The following is a 16,566-nucleotide window of genomic DNA, read 5'->3' as shown; positions in this document are numbered from 1 at the left end:
TCGAGAGACTGGGATCGAGAGTCCCTGCGCTGGAATTGAGAGAAAGTGCATAATAGGCGACGCTGGGCGTAAAAAAAGGCACTCTATGCCAAAAATGCAAGCATAAAGGAAGCCATGCAATGGCCAAGGTCAGGGTCAGTCGGACCGCACGTGTACCCGATCCCATGCGCGTCAGGCGCTATCTGAAAGCCCCCGAAGTCGGCCCACGCGTGCTGTTCTTCAGTGGCGGTACCGCACTGACCGGGGTCTCGCGCACCCTAACCCGCTATACCCACCACAGCATCCATCTGGTGACGCCGTTCGATTCCGGTGGCAGCTCGGCCAAACTGCGCGACGCCTTCTCGATGCCCGCCATCGGCGATCTGCGTTCACGCCTGATGGCGCTGGCCGATGACAGCGTGCTGGGCCATCCCGATATCTATCGCCTGTTTACCCACCGCCTGCCGCGTGAAGCGCGCCCGGAGATGCTGCACGCCACGCTGCGCGAACTGGCAGCCGGACGTCATCCGTTGACCATGGCGGTCGCGGAACCGATGCGCACCCTGATCTGCCATCAGCTGGGCTTTCTCATCGACGCCATGCCGGAAGGCTTTGATCTGCGCGGCGCCAGCATCGGCAACCTGATCATTGCCGGTGGCTATCTGAACCATCACCAGCAGCTGGATCAGATCATCTTCCTGTTCTCAAAACTGGTGCATGTGCGCGGTACGGTGCGTGCCGTGGTCAATGCCGATTGTCATCTGGCGGTGACGCTGGAAGATGGCCGCGAGATCATCGGCCAGCACTGCATTACCGGCAAGGAAGTCGCGCCCCTCGACTCGCCCATCGCGCGCATGCGTCTGGCCGCGGCAGAGGGCGACCACCATGTGCCCGTGGTGCCGGAGCTGCACGCCAACAATCGCCAGTTGATCGAGTCGGCCGAGCTGATCTGCTTCCCTCCCGGCAGCTTCTATTCCAGCGTGCTCGCCAATCTGCTGCCCAAGGGCGTCGGGCGCGCGGTGCTGGCCAACCCCTGCCCCAAGGTCTACATCCCCAACTGCTGCCCAGACCCGGAACAGACCGGCAAGCGCATGGATGAGCTGGTCAGCGTGTTGCTCGACACCCTGTGTGCCGACCTCACCGGCCGCATGGAAGACTGCCCCACCGAGAACCTGCTAAACATCGTGCTCCTCGACAGCCAGCGCGGTGACTACCCGGGCGGCCCCTGCATCGAGGCGCTCGAGCGCATGGGCATCACCGTGATCGACACCCGCCTGATCAGCGAGCAGAGCGCGCCCTACTACGACAACGAGCTGCTGGTCACCGCGCTGCTGTCGCTGGTGTGACACCAGCCGCTCGGCCTGAAGTTGCTCGGCATGAGTTGCTCTGCAGAACAAGAACGCCCCCGCCTGCCAACAGCAGACGGGGGCGTTCTTTTATCAGATACGACGTCGGGACTTAGATCACGCCACGCACCGCGCCGAGGATCACCATCCCCAGCACCAGCTTCCAGGGTGCCAGCGAGAAACGCGTCAGAGCGATGAAGGCGGCCAGCGCGATCACCAGGTCCGTGCGGCTCAGCACGCTGGTGGTCCATAGCGGGTCATAGAGCGCCATGCCCAGCACGCCCACCACGGTCGCATTGGCGCCGGCGAGCGCAGCGCGCGCCCCGGCGCGGGCGCGCAGACGCCCCCACAAAGGCGCCACACCGATCAGCAGCAGAATCCCCGGCAGGAAGATGCTCAATAGCGCAATGACGGCACCGAACAGTGCCGAACCTCCGCCCACCTGCGCCATACCGGCCCCCAGCCAGGCGGCAAAGGTGAACAGCGGCCCCGGCATCGCCTGGGCGGCGCCATAGCCGGTGAGGAAGGTATCGGCCGCGATATGGCCCGTCTCGACGGTGGAGGCCTCCAGCAGCGGCAGCACCACGTGCCCGCCCCCGAACACCAGCGCCCCAGCACGGTAGAAGATATCGACCAGACTGCCGGAGGCCACCAGCGGCAGGCCGATCAACAGCACGAAGAACGCGACCAGGCAGTAGCGCGCCAGGCGCGTCGAGACCGGCAGTGACAGCCCCGCTGCCTGGACTTGCTGGCGCACGGATGCCGCCTTGTCATCACGACACAGCAGGCTGCCGAGTACTGCGCCCATCGCGATCACCCCGACCTGCGCCCAAGCGCCCTGCGCCAGCGCCAGCGCCAGGCCCAGCATGGCCAACAGCGCCAGACAGGTACGCCGCAAATCCGGGCACAGCTTGCGCGCCATGCCCCAGATCGCCTGGGCGACGACGGCCACCGCCACCAGCTTCAAGCCGTGGATCACCCCCGAGGCCAGCGGCCCTTCGAGGCTGCCCGCCACCAGTGCCAATACCAGCAATGCCAGCGCAGACGGCAAGGTGAAGCCGATCCACGCCAGTATCCCGCCCATTACACCACCGCCACGCACCATGCCCAGCGCGAAACCGACCTGGCTGCTGGTCGGCCCCGGCAGAAACTGACAGAGCGCGACCAGCTCGGCGTAGGCCTTGTCACTCAACCAGCCTCGCCTGCGTACCAGCTCATCGTGGAAGTATCCAAGGTGAGCAATCGGGCCGCCGAAGCTGGTCAGCCCCAAGGTGAGGAAGGTGCGCAGCACTTCACTGCGCCGCGCCTTGTCGCTCGTAAGCGCAGCATCAGGCGTCGCGTGGTCGCGCTCACGCTTCGCAGTTTCATCCGGATGTGACATGACGTTTCTCTTGGAGCGGAAAGGAAAGAATAACGACCAGAAATCCAGCGTGGGGGTTATGTGAGAGCTATACGAAAGAATTTCGACTTGCTGACGCTACGGTGACATCAGGTGAATTCGCAATGAGCTGATCCTCGCGTCACTTGCATCACCCACCAGACTATCGCCGCCAGATGACAGGAAGCCCGCCCCATGGTTGGGACGGGCTTCCTGCATGAGGGCTCCCTGCATAAGGGCTTAGGCGTCAGGTGCCCGGCGAAGGCTTCAGTTGGCCGACGTCTCCTGAGTGGAGGCATGCTGCGTGTCCGAGGGCAATGCGATGGCCATCACGGCACTCGCCGCCACCAGTGCCGCCGACCACCACAGGCAGGCTTCCAGACCATAGGCCTGATAGAGCCAACCGGACAGCAACGTGCCCAGCAGGCGCCCCATGGCGTTGGCCATGTAATAGAAGCCGACATCCATCGACACGCCTTCACTGCGCGCGAAGCGCACGATCAGGTAGCTGTGCCAGCTGGAATTGACGGCGAAGATAACGCCGAACACCAGCAGACCGATGATCAACCACTCAAGGGGCGCCAGCCCCAACAGAATGGCCGCACTACTGTCGCCACCCAGCTCGGCATCCAGCGACATGCTCGCCATCAGCGCGGGCAACAGCGCCAGCACGCCGGCCAGCAGCACGGTCATCCAGCGCATGCCCGCATCACCGCTCAAGCGACGCGCGATCGGCCCGGTGACGTGCGGGGCCTGGGTCTGCACCCCGCCGTAACCGATCACCCATGTGGCCATCAGGATACCAACCGTCCAGAAGTTCCAGCCATGCACCTCGGCCAGATAGACCGGCAAGGCGACCACGAACCAGACATCACGTGCAGCGAACAGGCACATGCGCGCCGCCGACAGCACATTGACCGTCCGCGAGGTCGAGAACATCTCACGAAACGCCGGCTTGTGGCTGGCCTTGCTCTGCCCCAGCGATGGCGAGAGCTTGCGCAGGGACAGCACCAGCACCACGGCCAGCATGAGCCACATGGCCAATACCGTGCCCTGGAAGCCGATGAGGCTGAGCGCTGCACCACCGAGGAAGAAGCCCAGGCCCTTGAGGGCATTCTTGGAACCGGTCAGCAGCGCGACCCAGCGATACAGCGCGCTCTGCGATTCCGCCGCCTGCTGCCCCTTCGGCACCAGCACCTTGATGGCGCTCTTGGCGCTCATCTTGTTGAGGTCCTTGGCGATGCCCGACAGCGCCTGGGCGACCATCACCCAGATCACCGTCAGCATGGGCTCCGGCACCAACAGCATGCCGAGCGCCACCAGCTGCATCGCAAGCCCCGCATTCATGGTGCGATTGAGGCCGAGTCGCGCTCCCAGCCAGCCGCCGACCAGGTTGGTGACGACACCGAAGGCCTCGTAGAACAGGAACAGCAACGCGATATCCAGCGCCGAATAGCCCAGCGAATGGAAATGCAGCACCACCAGCATGCGCAGTGCGCCATCCGTCAGCGTGAAGGCCCAGTAATTCCCCGTCACCAGCAGGTACTGGCGCACCTCATGGGGCAACTCTCGCAGGCGGGCAAGCATTTCAGCGCTCCTGTGTGCTGGCGTCGACCAGATCACCCAGGCCCACTTTCAGCGCCAGCTCTGCGGTGCGGTTGGCATAGCCCCACTCGTTGTCATACCAGGCGTACAGCTTGAGCTGGGTACCCGCGACGACCATGGTCGAGGGCGCATCGATGATGCTGGAGCGGGAATCGGTACGGAAATCGATCGACACCAGCGGGCGTGTCTCGTAGCCCAGCACGCCGGCCAGGTCGCCTTCCGCCGCGCTCTGCAGCGCCTGATTGACCTCTTCCACCGTCACTTCGCGGTTGAGCTCGAACACCATGTCGGTCAGGGAGGCATTGGCCAGCGGCACGCGAATGGCGTGGCCGTTCAAGCGGCCTTCCAGCTCCGGGAAGATGGCGCTGATCGCCTTAGCGGAACCGGTGGTCGTCGGAATCAGGCTCATGCCGCAGGCCCGCGCGCGGCGCAGATCCTTGTGCGGCGCATCCAGAATCGTCTGGGTATTGGTGATGTCGTGCACGGTGGTCATGGAACCATGACGAATGCCGAACTGCTCCTGAATCACCTTGATCACCGGCGCCAGGCAGTTGGTGGTACAGCTGGCCGCCGTCACGATGCGATGCTGTTCGGCGTTGTAGAGGTGATCATTGACGCCCATGACGATGTTGAGCACGCCCTCTTCCTTGACCGGCGCGGAGACCACGACCCGCGCGACGCCCTGCTCGAGATAGGCGTTCAGCACCTCGGTGCTCTTCTTCTTGCCGGAAGCCTCGATCACCACATCGCAGCCCGACCAGTCGGTATCACCGATCTCACGTTGGCTTGAGAATGCCGTGCGCTGACCATCGAGGGTGATGGAATCCGCGTCGCTGGTGATACCGGCGCCCGGCGACCACTGCCATGCACGGAATCGAATTCCAGCAGATGGGCGAAGGTCGCGGCATCGCCACCCGGGTCATTGATACGCACCACGTCCAGCGCGATATCTTCGCGCAGCTTCCACAGCGCGCGCAGGGCGAGACGACCGATGCGCCCGAAGCCGTTGATACCGACGCGCAGGGCCGGCATGCCCTCCGGCACGCTGATGGACGAGGAATAGGACGGAGCGCTATGAGCAGGGCACATGGGCATTTCCTTGAGAGTGTTCGAAAAGATTCGGCTAACGTTCTACGGCCTGTGCGCTCAGCAGCAGCGCACAGGGCGGTTGGGCATCGTCTCCAGCCACGCCACCCAGCGCGACACCTCGCGGACGTTGGCCTGACAGAGAGTCGCGAGAATCAGATGGCACCAAGCTGGAAGGTCAGGTGCCAGGCGGTAGTGCACCCACTGGCCACGCCGCTGACTGGTCAGCAGGCCAGCATCTCTCAGCTGAGCGAGATGCCGCGAGACCTTGGGCTGGGAGATGGGCATGGCGCGCTGTTCCAGCAGCCAGATAAGCTCACAGACACACAACTCTTCCATCTGGGCCAACAGCTGCACGACGGTCAGGCGAGTATCCTCGGCAAGGCACCTGAAGACCTGCAACGGTGTCAGGCAGGCCGCCATGTCTCCCACTCCATCAATAACGTCATTGGTTGACGGTTTCATGGCGATGTCCTCGCGTATGCCTGAGCCACCTTGCTCCCCTCTCGATTCCCCCACCCGATTCCCTCTCCCGCCCCCTCTCACCGGCACCTGGCGCAAGGCAAGGCAGGTTGTCTCCCAGCCGGCTGAAGCGCGGCTATATACGAAATATCATATATGTGCTTTTCCATATATTAAATGACACATGTATGACAGTTGGATGACAGCCGGCGCCTGAATCGATGGCAGCGATGGAGAGCGATTGGAGAGGGAATGGAGGACAAATGAAGCGCGATCAGAGTGTCGCTTGGCTCGGAGTACCAGCGGTTAGCCGGTCACACCATCGCCACTGTTGCGCAAACGGCACGCATATGTTGCTTGGCCTCAAAAGCGAATGCGCTTGCGAACAAAAGTCGAGCGGCGTTAGTGTGTGTGCGTCAGGCACACCAAGTGCCCTTTTGAATCACGCATCCCTCGTGATGCACAGGAGAGACAAATGGCGGATTTCGCACAAGTCGTCGATAACAACTACACCCAGGAAGTCATCGAGAGCGAGCAGCCGGTGCTGGTCAAGTTCTGGGCACCGTGGTGCGGCCCGTGCAAGATGCTCGACCCGATCGTCGAATCCATCGCCGAAGAACAGGGCGATGCCCTCAAGGTCGTTGCCATCAATGTCGATGATGCACCGGACCTAGCCGCCCAGAATGGCGTCCGTGGCCTGCCGACCATCGCGCTGTTCAAGTCCGGCGAGAAGCTCGAAGCCCTGACCGGCGTCCAGCCGAAGGAAAACTTCGACGCCATGATCTCGCGTCACGCCTGATCGAATCGGCCGCTGGCCGCAAGGCCCTGACGCTGCAATGAAAACGCCCTCCATGAGGGCGTTTTTTTGGTCTGCACGGTGCTTTAGGTTACTCTATGCCCATGATTTTTCAGGCAATTATCGTCATAGAGAAATTCCTGCCTTCAAGATATCGCTGACCGCGACAGTAACACCAGCATTACCACGACAAGGAAACATTGATGCCTGACCCCGTCCGTTCGACCCGACATCTGGGCATGGTCGCCCTGCTTACCGGCCTGCTGACGGGCTGCGCCAACGGTCATACGACCCTGCCGGCCACCACCTCAGCGCTCAAGGCCGGGCCTGCCTACGGTGAAATGCGCTCTGTCGCCGTCATGCAGATTCGCCCCGGCAATGTGGCGGTGACGCCCAATGGACAGGTCTTCGCCACCATCCACCCGATGGATGGGGATCACGACGTGCAACTGGTCGAGATCACCGGCCAGAACAGCTACCGCGCCTGGCCCTCCCCTGCCTTGCAGACGCATGCCGGCCGCTACAGCGACGCCACCATCGATTCCCCTCTGGGCATCTACCAGGATGGCCAGGGCGGACTGTGGATCACCGACATGGGGCTGCATCTGGGCAAGACCCGCCTGTGGGGCTTCGATATTGCCTCGGGCAAGCTGATCACTAAGCTGACTTTGCCAGCGAATATCGCCCCCGAGGGCAGCTTCGTGCAGGACCTGGCAGTGGACCGCAGCCGTGGCGTGGCCTATCTGGCAGACATCGCCAATCCGGGCTTGATCACCGTCGACCTGGAGAGCGGCGAGGCCACCCGCTTCAGCGAGCACCCGGCGCTTGAGGCAGAACCCGGTGCCAAGCTCAAGATCGATGGCAAGGACGTCCAGTTCAATGGCAAGCCTGCCAAGGTCGGCGTCGACCCGATCACCCTGTCCGGCGATGGCGAGACGGTCTTCTTCGGCGCCATGACCGGCCACAGCTGGTACAGCTTACCGGCCAAGCTGCTGCGCGAAGGCGCCGATCACGCCACCATCGCCGCTGCCATCACGCGCATCGGCGACAAGCCCGTTTCCGATGGTGCGGACACCGCCGGTGGCACTCACTACTTCACCAATCTCAATCAGCACGGGCTGGATATGCTGGGCGCCGATGGCAAACTGACGCCGCTGGTGCGCGATGAGCGTCTCGACTGGCCAGATGGCGTGCGCATGGCGGCCGACGGCTGGCTCTATGTCACCGTCAATCAGCTCGACAGCACGCCGTCCTTCAATGACGGCAAGGACAGCGGCCAGGCGCCGTACCGTATCTTCAAGGTCTGGCCCGTCGACAATTGAGTCGATAATTGAATCGGCAATAGAGAGGTCGGTCGCGTCGCCCCTCTGAATGACAACGCCCGCATTCCTTGGTCAGGAATGCGGGCGTTGTCATTCTGCAAGGCACCACATCAGTCGGGCTGTCGGAATATCACGAACTCATGCTCACATTGCGGGCAATGCCCCGAGTAGACCGCCCCGGACTTGCTCAGGCGTACGCTGTGATACTCGCAGGCCGGACAGCCCTGCTTGAGTGATGTATTGGCGTTGCAGACCTGACATTTGACGTAATAGCCGTAGGGGCCATAACGCCCCAGCAGTGCATCTTTTTCCTGACATTTCTGGCACTGGACTCGAACTTCCGGTGGCGCTTGCATGGTGGCGGAAGCCTTCAGGCATGCGGTGATTCTGTCGAGATGCTCGCTCAACTGTGGCGAGGCCAGACGCGCTTCAGGTACTGGCGACCCGACAGGTACCTCAGTTGGCGGCGCTGGTGTTTCGGCTCTGGGGTCAGCTTTTGGCTTAGCGACGCTCTCGGCGCTTGCCTTCTCCTCTTTGTCTACCGCGGCGGTGGGGACGGCAACTGCCACTGCACTCGAATCGCCTCCCTGCCTGGCCATGGCGCGCTGCTTCTTATTACAGCGCTTCCGGTCGTCAAGCTCATGACTGCCAGGCGCATTGTTGGCGAGGGCTTTGCTATCAGATTCGCGGATACCCCCTCATTGACCGCCCATCGACTCGCGGCACTGTCAGCGGCGTCTGGCGTCTTCGCTGCCGGCTGCGGGCGACGACTCACCTCGCGGCGAACGGTCTCGACGGCATGCGCGCGACGCGAACGGGCGTCTTGCTTTAGCAGGAACTCACTGACACGCTCAAGCTCATCCTTGGTGAACTCCGGACGCGTATCGAACAGCAAAGCACGCTTGACCATCGAACGCGCCCCGATCAGACCACTGACCTGCTCGTGAAGAAACTCCGGCTTCACCACCTGAGCCGAGACCCCCTTGGCCATATCGTCACGATGCACGATGGCATTGCTCGAGACGGCGCACAGCACTTTCCATTGTCGACCGGCAAAGCCGCCTTGCAGCCCCAAAGTCTTGTTCATCAAACGAGTGCGATGCTCGATCAATAGGCGCTTGAGAATATCCTGCTGCAATTCCGCCTGACGCAGTGGTGACTTGAGCCCAGACCAATTGCCCCGATAGCTGCGCTGCCATTCACCTGCCGCATTGACCCTGACTTCACCAGTGATGCTTTTCGACTCGATGATGATGAAGCCGAAGGGATGCATGACAAGATGATCGATTTGGGCATTCTCCTCACCCTGTTTCAGTCGCAGATCATTGAAGATCACGACCTCGGGGTCGCCCCCGAAGGCACGCCGGAGATGGAAGGCCACATCCTCTTCCTGGCGGTGACCATACCTGGCGCGCTCATCGTCGCCACTGTAGGCCTCTTTTTCCTTGGCTATCATCTGCTCGTCCCTGAAGCGCTGATTACATCCTTGTCAGCCCAATATATCGCTATTGCCCGTAAAATACGTCATGCAACATGCGTCAATAAACAGATTTCAGCAAGAGATTATAAACTTTATTTAAATCAGCCCGACTCCATTGCCATGTTTCTGGTGCGGGATAATCGTTAAAACTCTGCGCCAGGACATATCCGCGCCACTTTACCCGCTCTTGTCAGGACAAGTCTGGGGCGCCAGACATGAGCCACTCACAGCGCCAAGCGAGTGGCGAGAAACTCGACGAAGGCGCTGATGCGCGGCGACAGCGTACTGTTACGGTAATAGACCGCCTGGATCTGCTCGCGGGGATTGGGACTCTGGATCTGGCCGGGCAACACTTCCACCAGAGCGCCGGTCTTGAGGTCATTGCCCAGCATGAAGCGCGAGATCAGCGCGATACCATGCCCCGCCAGGCACAGCTGACGCATGACTTCGCCACTGGTGGTCGGCAGATGGGGTGTCGTGTCAAAGCCCTGAGGAGCCTCCTTGAGCGGCCAGCGATTGAGACGACTGGGGGGCAGAAACCCCAGTAGCTGATGGGTCTGCAACGCCGCGACACTGGACGGCACGCCATGCACGGCCAGATAGGCGGGGCTTGCGACCAGATGCAGCGTGGAGCGCCCCAGCACCTTGGCGTGCAGCGTGGAGTCATCCAGCTCGCCGATGCGGATGGCCACATCGGTACGCTGTTCCAGCAGGTTGATGATGTCATCGGCCGCTGACAGCTCCAGCGCGATGCCGGGATAGCTGCGCGAGAACTCCGCGACCAGCGGTACCAGCTGATGCAGCACGAAGGGGCTCGCGGCATCGACGCGCAGCCGCCCACTGGGCTGATCGCGCTGCTGCAACAGGGCCTCTTCGGCACTGCCGAGCAGCAACAAGCCCTCGCGCACGCGCTCGACGAAGCCGCGCCCCTCATCGGTCAGCGCCACGCTGCGTGTGGTGCGATTCAGCAACGGCGTTTCCAGCTCACCTTCCAGGCGCTGAATGGCCCGCGATACCTTGGCCACCGGTATGTTCAACCGATTGGCGGCGGCGCTGAAGCCCCCGCTATCCACCACGGCCAGTAGCAACTCGAGGTCATCCGAACGGCTGCGCATGCTGTGATCTCCTTGAAAGTACAAGACGCATGGTCCCATGCATCTTTGCAGAAATCACAATAATGATGCGCATCATGACCGCATCTGCAATATGGCTTGCCGATCAAATCACTCAGCAAAAGGATGTCGCCTAGAGCCCACCCCGGCGGCGTTCGCCGGGGCGCAGCATCCTGACCCGTGCCTTGGGGGTGCGCCGCGGCAATGACGGAGGTGCCGGCGATGTCTCGAGCTGCCCCGAGGACGAGACATCGCTGGCACCGATCGAGCCGCCCAGCGTCGTCGCGAATTCCGAGCGCTGACGAGGTCTGCCATCTGGCGCGGCGTGCACGCCCTCGCGACTCTCCCCGCCCGTGCCCGCTGCCCGCGACGGAGCCTGATCATGCCTCTGGCCGTTGACTTGCGAAGCCAGCGGAGGCGGCGGAATGATCACCCAGGCAAAGGTCGGCAAGGTCAGATGCCAATAGATCGCCGGCAGGCGAATCGCCAGTATCAATACGATGGCAGCGCCGGTGGCCCACGCCAGGCCAACGCCCGCCTCGAGAAGCGCGATATAGAGAATGCCGCCCGCCAGTGACGCCGAGGCGTAGATTTCCTGACGCAGCACCATCGGCACACGGCGCGCGAGCACATCGCGAATCATGCCACCCGCCACGCCGCTCATGGTGCCCATCAAGACGGCCACGATGCCATCCACGCCCAGCATGCGCGCCTTGTGCGCGCCCAATACCGTAAACAGCGCCAACCCGAAGGCATCGGTGACCGGCAGGAAAACTCGCGTCAGGCGATGGATATAATGAAAGCCGAGCGTCGCCACCATTACCGTCAACAGGATGACCCACAGATAGATCGGCTGCTCGACCCAGAACACCGGGCCGATTCCCAGCACGAGATCACGCAGCGTACCGCCGCCGATACCGGTCACGGCGCCCAGCACCAGCATGCCGATCGGGTCCATGCGTGAACGGCACGCCACGACGACACCGGTCAGGGCAAAGATCATCACACCGGCCAGGTCGAGCCAGGTTATCCAGTTCATTCTCGTGAAGCCTCCTGCAGTGCGCTGGCGTGCGCATGAAACATTGGCGTATATGCTTGTCGCGAACCGTGATGGCCTCTTCTGCCAAGTCGTCTGCTGCGATGGCGCAGCGGCGCAGCGGCGCAGCGGCGCAGCGGCGCGATCATACTCCCTTTTGCGGCTCTTTTTGTGCCCTCGACGTCATCCGCGCCGCCTTGAGGGAGCGGAGGATGATGACCCGCCTCAGGGCGTGGCCTGACCACGGCGCGCGGTCGCGCTGGGCGGCTCACCGAATCGTTGGCGATAGGCACGCGAGAAGTGCGCCAGATGCGTGAACCCGACGCCGAGAGCCGCCTGGGAAACGCTGCGACTGCTGTCGGCCAATACGCACCGGGCATGATCCAGCCGCATGCCGAGATAGCGCTGCTTGGGCGTTTCCTCGAAGTGAGCCATGAACAGACGCGTCAGCTGGCGCTGAGATTGGCCGACCAGACGACAGATGTCGGGGATCGTCAGCACCTGGGCAAGATTGGCCTCCATCACAGCCAGCGCCTTGACCACACTGCGTGGCAGCGAATCGTCTCGAGTGCTGACAGCAGCAGACGTGGCCAGATGCCCGCGCTGATGTACCAGTTGCCGCCCGACGGCGTCCGCCAGCGACGGCCCGTACAGAAACTCGATCCACGCCAGCATCATGTCGATACTGGCCGCGCCGCCAGACCCCGTCAGCCGCTCGCCCTGCCATTCATAGTCGGCCTGACTGATCTCGAGATGAGGAAATTCCTCGCGAAAGGCCGGCACGCTCTCCCAGTGCAGGGCGACCCGATGACCGGCGAGCACCCCGGCGCGCGCCAGAATGAAGGGGGCGGTATCCAACCCTCCCAACCAGGCGCCGTGGGCTGCCAGGTGCCGAATCACGCCACGCGCCTGGCTGCCGACGCTGCCTTCCGGCCCGTAGGATGACACCACCATCAAGCGCGTCTGCGCCCCACTCTGGCCACCCGATGGCGCCTCATTGACCAGAGACGACAAGGCACCATCGACGTCGATGCGCACGCCATTGCTGGCCACGACAGCCTCGCCATCACTGGACAGCAGACGCCAGGCGAACAGCGGCCGTCCGAAGCGATTGGCAACCCGTAGCGGTTCCAGAAGGCAGAACAACGTCAACATCGAGAAGCGCGGAACCAACCAGACATTCAGCGTGTGCTCTGCGGCCCCGGGGGACAGCAGTGGCGGTGAATCCGGTCGCGGATACGGCGCAGAGAGGGGCTCCGACGCCGTCGCCGACGCTTTAGGAGGCATGCGGGATTGCGAGGGCCGTTCAGAGTGTTCTGACGGTTCTGACAATTCAGACCGTGCTGACAGTTCAGAGGGGTCGGGCTGCGGTTCAGACATGAGGCAAATTTCATCAACCTGTGGCCATTTGCCTCAACCTTACCCGTGTCAGACACTCGAGGTAAGTGGCACGGGGTTGAAACCCGAGAACGGCCTAAACGACGCTAGCCGGCGAAGGCTCGGCCCGGCGCCTGCGGATCCTGCTGAGCAAACAGCTCGCAGCGATCTCGTCCCGAGGCCTTGGCGCGATAAAGCGCCTCATCCGCCTGCTTGAGAATGGTCTCGAAGCTGCAACCCTGGCCGGTGCCTGCAGCAGAGACCCCGATACTGATGGTGACAATACCATGGCGTGAACTTCCCGCATGCGGTAGCGCCAGGTCGCGAACATGGCGGCGAATCTCTTCTGCGCGCGCTAATGCTTGTTGCGATGAACTGGATGGCAGCAGCACCACAAACTCTTCTCCCCCGAAGCGCGCCACGATATCGACATCAGGGTGCACACTTTCGAAGATGGCCGTCGCGATACGCTTGAGACATAGGTCCCCTTTCACGTGACCATAGTGGTCGTTGTAGGACTTGAAATGGTCGACATCGATCATGGCCACGCCGTATTGAAGACGGCTGTCAACCTGCTTTCCGAGCAGCGAACTCACGAGACTGTCGAAGTGACGCCGGTTATAGACTTCGGTCAATGGGTCGATCGAGGCCAGGCGTCGGAACTCTTCATTCTTCTCGGTGAACTCCTCGACCCTGAGCTGCTCACGCAGCAACAGCAGGTAGGAAAGGCGCTCGGCCTTTTCGCTGCGCAGATTGGAAATGATCGAAAATAGCGTGATGGACAAAAACACCATCAACGCCATGAAACCCGCCGAGACATAGGGCGCGGGATGGGCATTGACCAGATACAGCATCACGCCGAAATGGAAGGCCGAAGAGCACAGGGCATACCAGAAGCGCAGCTGAAACAGGACATTGCCCACCAGCACGATAAGGCCAAGTGCGAACAGATCGAGGAATGAATGTGGCGAGACTGACAACTGGATCAACAGGGCGGTGAAGATCATCGCGAAGCACACCAGCGCAGTCATCAACATCTCACGCAATACCGGCGAAACACCCCGTTTGAGCATATAGATGCAGATCAGGGCGATGGGCGTCATGACCCCGACGCGAATGACGATGGCCTCCAGCATGTGATCGGGACGAAAGCGCCAGTCATTGAGCAGAAACAGCACATAGATACTGATCGCCACCGCGCCCATGCAGGCAAGCTTGTGACTGCGCGCGACATGGATATCGTGCTCGAAGCGCGCTTCTATCTCAGCGGGGAAATGCACTCCCAGACCGCCCTCTTGCTGTATCTGTCTGTCCACCTGCACCATCAGATCATTCATGCACATCCCCCTCCCTTGAGGACAGCCAATTAATGATCTCACTCTATACAAGGCGACACGGATCAATAAGCGATCGGGCGCAAACGTGGCAATCGTTCACAACCTTGTGATATGCCTGTCCAAGTTTAATACAACTGCTTGATCGAGCCCAGCGCTCGACTATCAGAGCGGAGTGCCCCCCGACATCCCTCCGCTCACGATATTCCCTGCGCAATCTCAGCGCTTGAGACTCCAGGGAGCGGCGATGCGGAAGAAGCGCAACGTCACTGCCTCATCCACCGGCCGTGTCAGTAGCGACACCAGCACGAAGACCGGCAGGTTGAGCATCAGTCCCCAGAAACCGGCATGCAAGCCTAGAGGATGTGGCCACACGACGGTAAACAGCACCGTGACCACGAAGCCGGCACTGATGCCGCTGATGACACCTGCCGCCGAGGCACGTGGCCAGAAGAACATGCCCAGAAATGCCGGCAATACCTGAGAGGCAAAGCCCAGCCCGATCAAGAGAATCATCACCAGATTGCCCGGCTCCCAGATCGCCAGGGGTGCCACGATCAGGAACATCACCGGGAAGATCAGCCAGCGCGCCAGCTTGCCAGCGCGTTGGTCATCAAGCTTCAGGCCCGGCTGCAGCACATCACGACTCAGGCTCAGGGCTACCGAGTGAATGAAGGGCTCGCTGGAGGACATCGAGGCCGCCAGCGTGCCCGCGCCCAACAGGCCCACCAGCCAGACCGGCATGTTGGCCATCGCGTATTCGAGCACCACGGTGTCGGCGCGCGCAAGCTCCGGCAGGCTGTAGATACCGATGAAGCCGACCACCACCAGCGGCAGGATCACCACATAGTAGGTCGGCAGCCAGCTGGCACTGCGGCGGATGGTGCCGGCGGAGGCGGCGCTCATCCATTGGGTCCATACCGGCGGCATGAAGGACAGCATCGAGACGATGATCGAGGTGGTCCAGAAGCTGAAGCTCATGTCGCCGCCGGCGCCGGGCAGACGCAGATACTCCGGATGGCTGGCCTCAAGACGCGTGAACACGCCACTGAAGCCCCATTCGCCGGTGGAGAGATAGGCCGCCCACAGGCCGATTGCCCAGGCAACGACCAACATCAACACGCCCTGGAAGGCATTGGTGCGACCGATGGCGCGCTGGCCGCTGACGAACAGATAGACGGCAATCGCGCTGAGCACCAGCAACACGCCAGCCCAGAGCGGAATGCGCCCGCCGCTCATCACCAGCAGAATGTAGGCCGAGCCGATGGTCTGCAGGACCGCATAGGCGATGGAGGCAATCGACATCACCAGCGCCGACAGCGCGCCTAGTAGAGGGCTCTGATAGCGGTCCGCGATCGCGCTTGCCTGGGTGACATGCCCGAACTGCTCGCCGAACTTCCACACCTTGGGGCCGAAGTACCAGGCCACCAGCGCCAGATAGGCCAGATAGATGGCGACATAGAACACCGGCACGCCCTTGCTGTAGGCCCAGCCCGGCGCGCCCATGAAGGTGTAGGCACTGACGCTGCCGGCGGCGATCAACAGATAGAGCGTCACGGGCCCCATCGAGCGCCCGGCGACCCCCCACTGCTCCAGCGTGTCCATGCGCCGGCCGCCCCGCGCGCCGAGACCGATGGCCATGGCGAGGACGACATACCCCAGGGTGACCAGCAAGGGCACGCTGTCATGCACGGACGAAAAGGCATGCGGATCGATCACGCGGCGCCTCCGTCTATTTCGCCAGCGGACGTTTTCGACAGCGGGTCTGCGCCGTGGCGACGGCGCAACAGGCAATTGCCCAGCAACATCGCGCCACTGCAGGCGAAGATGATCAGGTAACTCCAGATGATCAATGACGGCATGCCCCACAACAGGGTCTGCTGGTTGATCCAGCCGATCACCGGCCAGATGCCCATCACGACCAGCAGCAGGAAGATCACCAGCAGGCTCCAGCCCCGCCAGGTCGAGGGCATGACGAGGCGCGGCAAGGAACAGGGAGTCTTTGCAGTCCGGGCATCAGGCTGAGAGGAAGACGGGGTGTCAGGCGCGGCCAAGACGATCTCCGATGTGAACAGGGAGTGAATGAAAATTCTCGGCGCGCAGTGTAGCCGCTGCGCCCCGCCCTGTGGAGTCACCCTTGTGAATCCCGCTGTTGAGTCGCCCGGTTGAGTCGCCCTGTCGAGCCCCCCTGTCGAGCCCCCCTGTTGAATCACGCTGTAGAGTCACCTCGTGGCGCCATCTGGCATGAGATCG

The 16,566-nt window shown here is 62.2% G+C and carries 14 protein-coding genes and 2 pseudogenes; 4 read left to right on the top strand and 12 right to left on the bottom strand.

Annotated elements, in window-relative coordinates:
- Nucleotides 1-119: 119 nt before the first annotated feature.
- Nucleotides 120-1,325, top strand: coding sequence for a GAK system CofD-like protein (locus QD208_RS03670; protein WP_279835702.1), 1,206 nt, complete (start codon nucleotides 120-122; stop codon nucleotides 1,323-1,325).
- Nucleotides 1,326-1,437: 112 nt separating this feature from the next.
- Here the strand turns inward: QD208_RS03670 and chrA are convergent, their stop codons facing one another.
- The 4 genes and pseudogenes from chrA to QD208_RS03650 form a co-directional block, all read right to left on the bottom strand.
- Nucleotides 1,438-2,706, bottom strand: coding sequence for a chromate efflux transporter (gene chrA / locus QD208_RS03665; RefSeq protein ID WP_279835699.1), 1,269 nt, complete (start codon nucleotides 2,704-2,706; stop codon nucleotides 1,438-1,440).
- A 264-nt stretch (nucleotides 2,707-2,970) separates the two neighbouring features.
- On the bottom strand, nucleotides 2,971-4,290 hold the full coding sequence (gene arsJ / locus QD208_RS03660; protein WP_279835696.1) for an organoarsenical effux MFS transporter ArsJ: 1,320 nt from the start codon (nucleotides 4,288-4,290) through the stop codon (nucleotides 2,971-2,973).
- A gap of 1 nt (nucleotide 4,291) precedes the next feature.
- Nucleotides 4,292-5,340: pseudogene (locus QD208_RS03655) on the bottom strand (ArsJ-associated glyceraldehyde-3-phosphate dehydrogenase).
- A 114-nt stretch (nucleotides 5,341-5,454) separates the two neighbouring features.
- Complete coding sequence (locus QD208_RS03650) at nucleotides 5,455-5,805, bottom strand: metalloregulator ArsR/SmtB family transcription factor (RefSeq protein ID WP_347881989.1); 351 nt, start codon at nucleotides 5,803-5,805, stop codon at nucleotides 5,455-5,457.
- A 526-nt stretch (nucleotides 5,806-6,331) separates the two neighbouring features.
- Here QD208_RS03650 and trxA point away from each other — a divergent pair.
- Both trxA and QD208_RS03640 read left to right on the top strand, forming a co-directional pair.
- Nucleotides 6,332-6,655 (top strand): thioredoxin, encoded by a 324-nt coding sequence (gene trxA, locus QD208_RS03645; RefSeq protein WP_279835692.1) that lies wholly within the window; start codon nucleotides 6,332-6,334, stop codon nucleotides 6,653-6,655.
- A 200-nt stretch (nucleotides 6,656-6,855) separates the two neighbouring features.
- Nucleotides 6,856-7,974 (top strand): L-dopachrome tautomerase-related protein, encoded by a 1,119-nt coding sequence (locus QD208_RS03640; protein ID WP_279835690.1) that lies wholly within the window; start codon nucleotides 6,856-6,858, stop codon nucleotides 7,972-7,974.
- A 110-nt stretch (nucleotides 7,975-8,084) separates the two neighbouring features.
- Here the strand turns inward: QD208_RS03640 and QD208_RS03635 are convergent, their stop codons facing one another.
- Both QD208_RS03635 and QD208_RS03630 read right to left on the bottom strand, forming a co-directional pair.
- Nucleotides 8,085-8,330 carry a hypothetical protein gene (locus QD208_RS03635; RefSeq protein ID WP_279835688.1) on the bottom strand — a complete coding sequence of 82 codons (246 nt, stop codon included), beginning with the start codon at nucleotides 8,328-8,330 and terminating at the stop codon, nucleotides 8,085-8,087.
- A 182-nt stretch (nucleotides 8,331-8,512) separates the two neighbouring features.
- A complete protein-coding gene (locus tag QD208_RS03630; RefSeq protein ID WP_279835827.1) occupies nucleotides 8,513-9,355 on the bottom strand; it encodes a nuclease-related domain-containing protein in 843 nt (280 codons plus the stop codon).
- Here QD208_RS03630 and QD208_RS03625 point away from each other — a divergent pair.
- Complete coding sequence (locus tag QD208_RS03625; protein ID WP_279835835.1) at nucleotides 9,242-9,601, top strand: hypothetical protein; 360 nt, start codon at nucleotides 9,242-9,244, stop codon at nucleotides 9,599-9,601. The two genes, QD208_RS03630 and QD208_RS03625, sit on opposite strands and share 114 nt — an antisense overlap.
- Before the next feature lie 77 nt (nucleotides 9,602-9,678).
- On the opposite strand, the gene QD208_RS03620 is transcribed toward QD208_RS03625, so the two are convergent.
- The 6 genes and pseudogenes from QD208_RS03620 to QD208_RS03595 form a co-directional block, all read right to left on the bottom strand.
- Nucleotides 9,679-10,569 carry a LysR family transcriptional regulator gene (locus tag QD208_RS03620; RefSeq protein WP_279835686.1) on the bottom strand — a complete coding sequence of 297 codons (891 nt, stop codon included), beginning with the start codon at nucleotides 10,567-10,569 and terminating at the stop codon, nucleotides 9,679-9,681.
- 415 nt (nucleotides 10,570-10,984) lie between these two features.
- Nucleotides 10,985-11,605, bottom strand: a pseudogene (locus QD208_RS03615) (trimeric intracellular cation channel family protein); the annotation flags it as partial.
- A gap of 222 nt (nucleotides 11,606-11,827) precedes the next feature.
- A complete protein-coding gene (locus QD208_RS03610; RefSeq protein ID WP_279835685.1) occupies nucleotides 11,828-12,889 on the bottom strand; it encodes a helix-turn-helix domain-containing protein in 1,062 nt (353 codons plus the stop codon).
- Between the two features lie 197 nt (nucleotides 12,890-13,086).
- Nucleotides 13,087-14,316, bottom strand: a complete 1,230-nt coding sequence (locus QD208_RS03605; protein ID WP_279835683.1) for a GGDEF domain-containing protein — start codon at nucleotides 14,314-14,316, stop codon at nucleotides 13,087-13,089.
- Between the two features lie 216 nt (nucleotides 14,317-14,532).
- Nucleotides 14,533-15,954: a sodium:solute symporter family protein gene (locus QD208_RS03600; RefSeq protein WP_279835825.1), complete on the bottom strand. Its 1,422-nt coding sequence runs from the start codon at nucleotides 15,952-15,954 to the stop codon at nucleotides 14,533-14,535.
- 74 nt (nucleotides 15,955-16,028) lie between these two features.
- On the bottom strand, nucleotides 16,029-16,301 hold the full coding sequence (locus QD208_RS03595; protein WP_279835681.1) for a hypothetical protein: 273 nt from the start codon (nucleotides 16,299-16,301) through the stop codon (nucleotides 16,029-16,031).
- Nucleotides 16,302-16,566: the final 265 nt, after the last annotated feature.

This window comes from Cobetia sp. 29-18-1 (assembly GCF_029846405.1).
Lineage (GTDB): Bacteria > Pseudomonadota > Gammaproteobacteria > Pseudomonadales > Halomonadaceae > Cobetia > Cobetia amphilecti.
This window is presented reverse-complemented; position numbering and strand designations above follow the sequence as displayed.

Coding starts and splice junctions, on each gene's coding strand:
- QD208_RS03670 (WP_279835702.1), top strand. CDS start 120: ATGGCCAAGGTCAGGGTCAGTCGGACCGCACGTGTACCCGATCCCATG.
- chrA (WP_279835699.1), bottom strand. CDS start 2,706: ATGTCACATCCGGATGAAACTGCGAAGCGTGAGCGCGACCACGCGACG.
- arsJ (WP_279835696.1), bottom strand. CDS start 4,290: ATGCTTGCCCGCCTGCGAGAGTTGCCCCATGAGGTGCGCCAGTACCTG.
- trxA (WP_279835692.1), top strand. CDS start 6,332: ATGGCGGATTTCGCACAAGTCGTCGATAACAACTACACCCAGGAAGTC.
- QD208_RS03640 (WP_279835690.1), top strand. CDS start 6,856: ATGCCTGACCCCGTCCGTTCGACCCGACATCTGGGCATGGTCGCCCTG.
- QD208_RS03635 (WP_279835688.1), bottom strand. CDS start 8,330: ATGCAAGCGCCACCGGAAGTTCGAGTCCAGTGCCAGAAATGTCAGGAA.
- QD208_RS03625 (WP_279835835.1), top strand. CDS start 9,242: ATGCATGACAAGATGATCGATTTGGGCATTCTCCTCACCCTGTTTCAG.
- QD208_RS03620 (WP_279835686.1), bottom strand. CDS start 10,569: ATGCGCAGCCGTTCGGATGACCTCGAGTTGCTACTGGCCGTGGTGGAT.
- QD208_RS03610 (WP_279835685.1), bottom strand. CDS start 12,889: ATGCCTCCTAAAGCGTCGGCGACGGCGTCGGAGCCCCTCTCTGCGCCG.
- QD208_RS03605 (WP_279835683.1), bottom strand. CDS start 14,316: ATGAATGATCTGATGGTGCAGGTGGACAGACAGATACAGCAAGAGGGC.
- QD208_RS03600 (WP_279835825.1), bottom strand. CDS start 15,954: ATGGCCATCGGTCTCGGCGCGCGGGGCGGCCGGCGCATGGACACGCTG.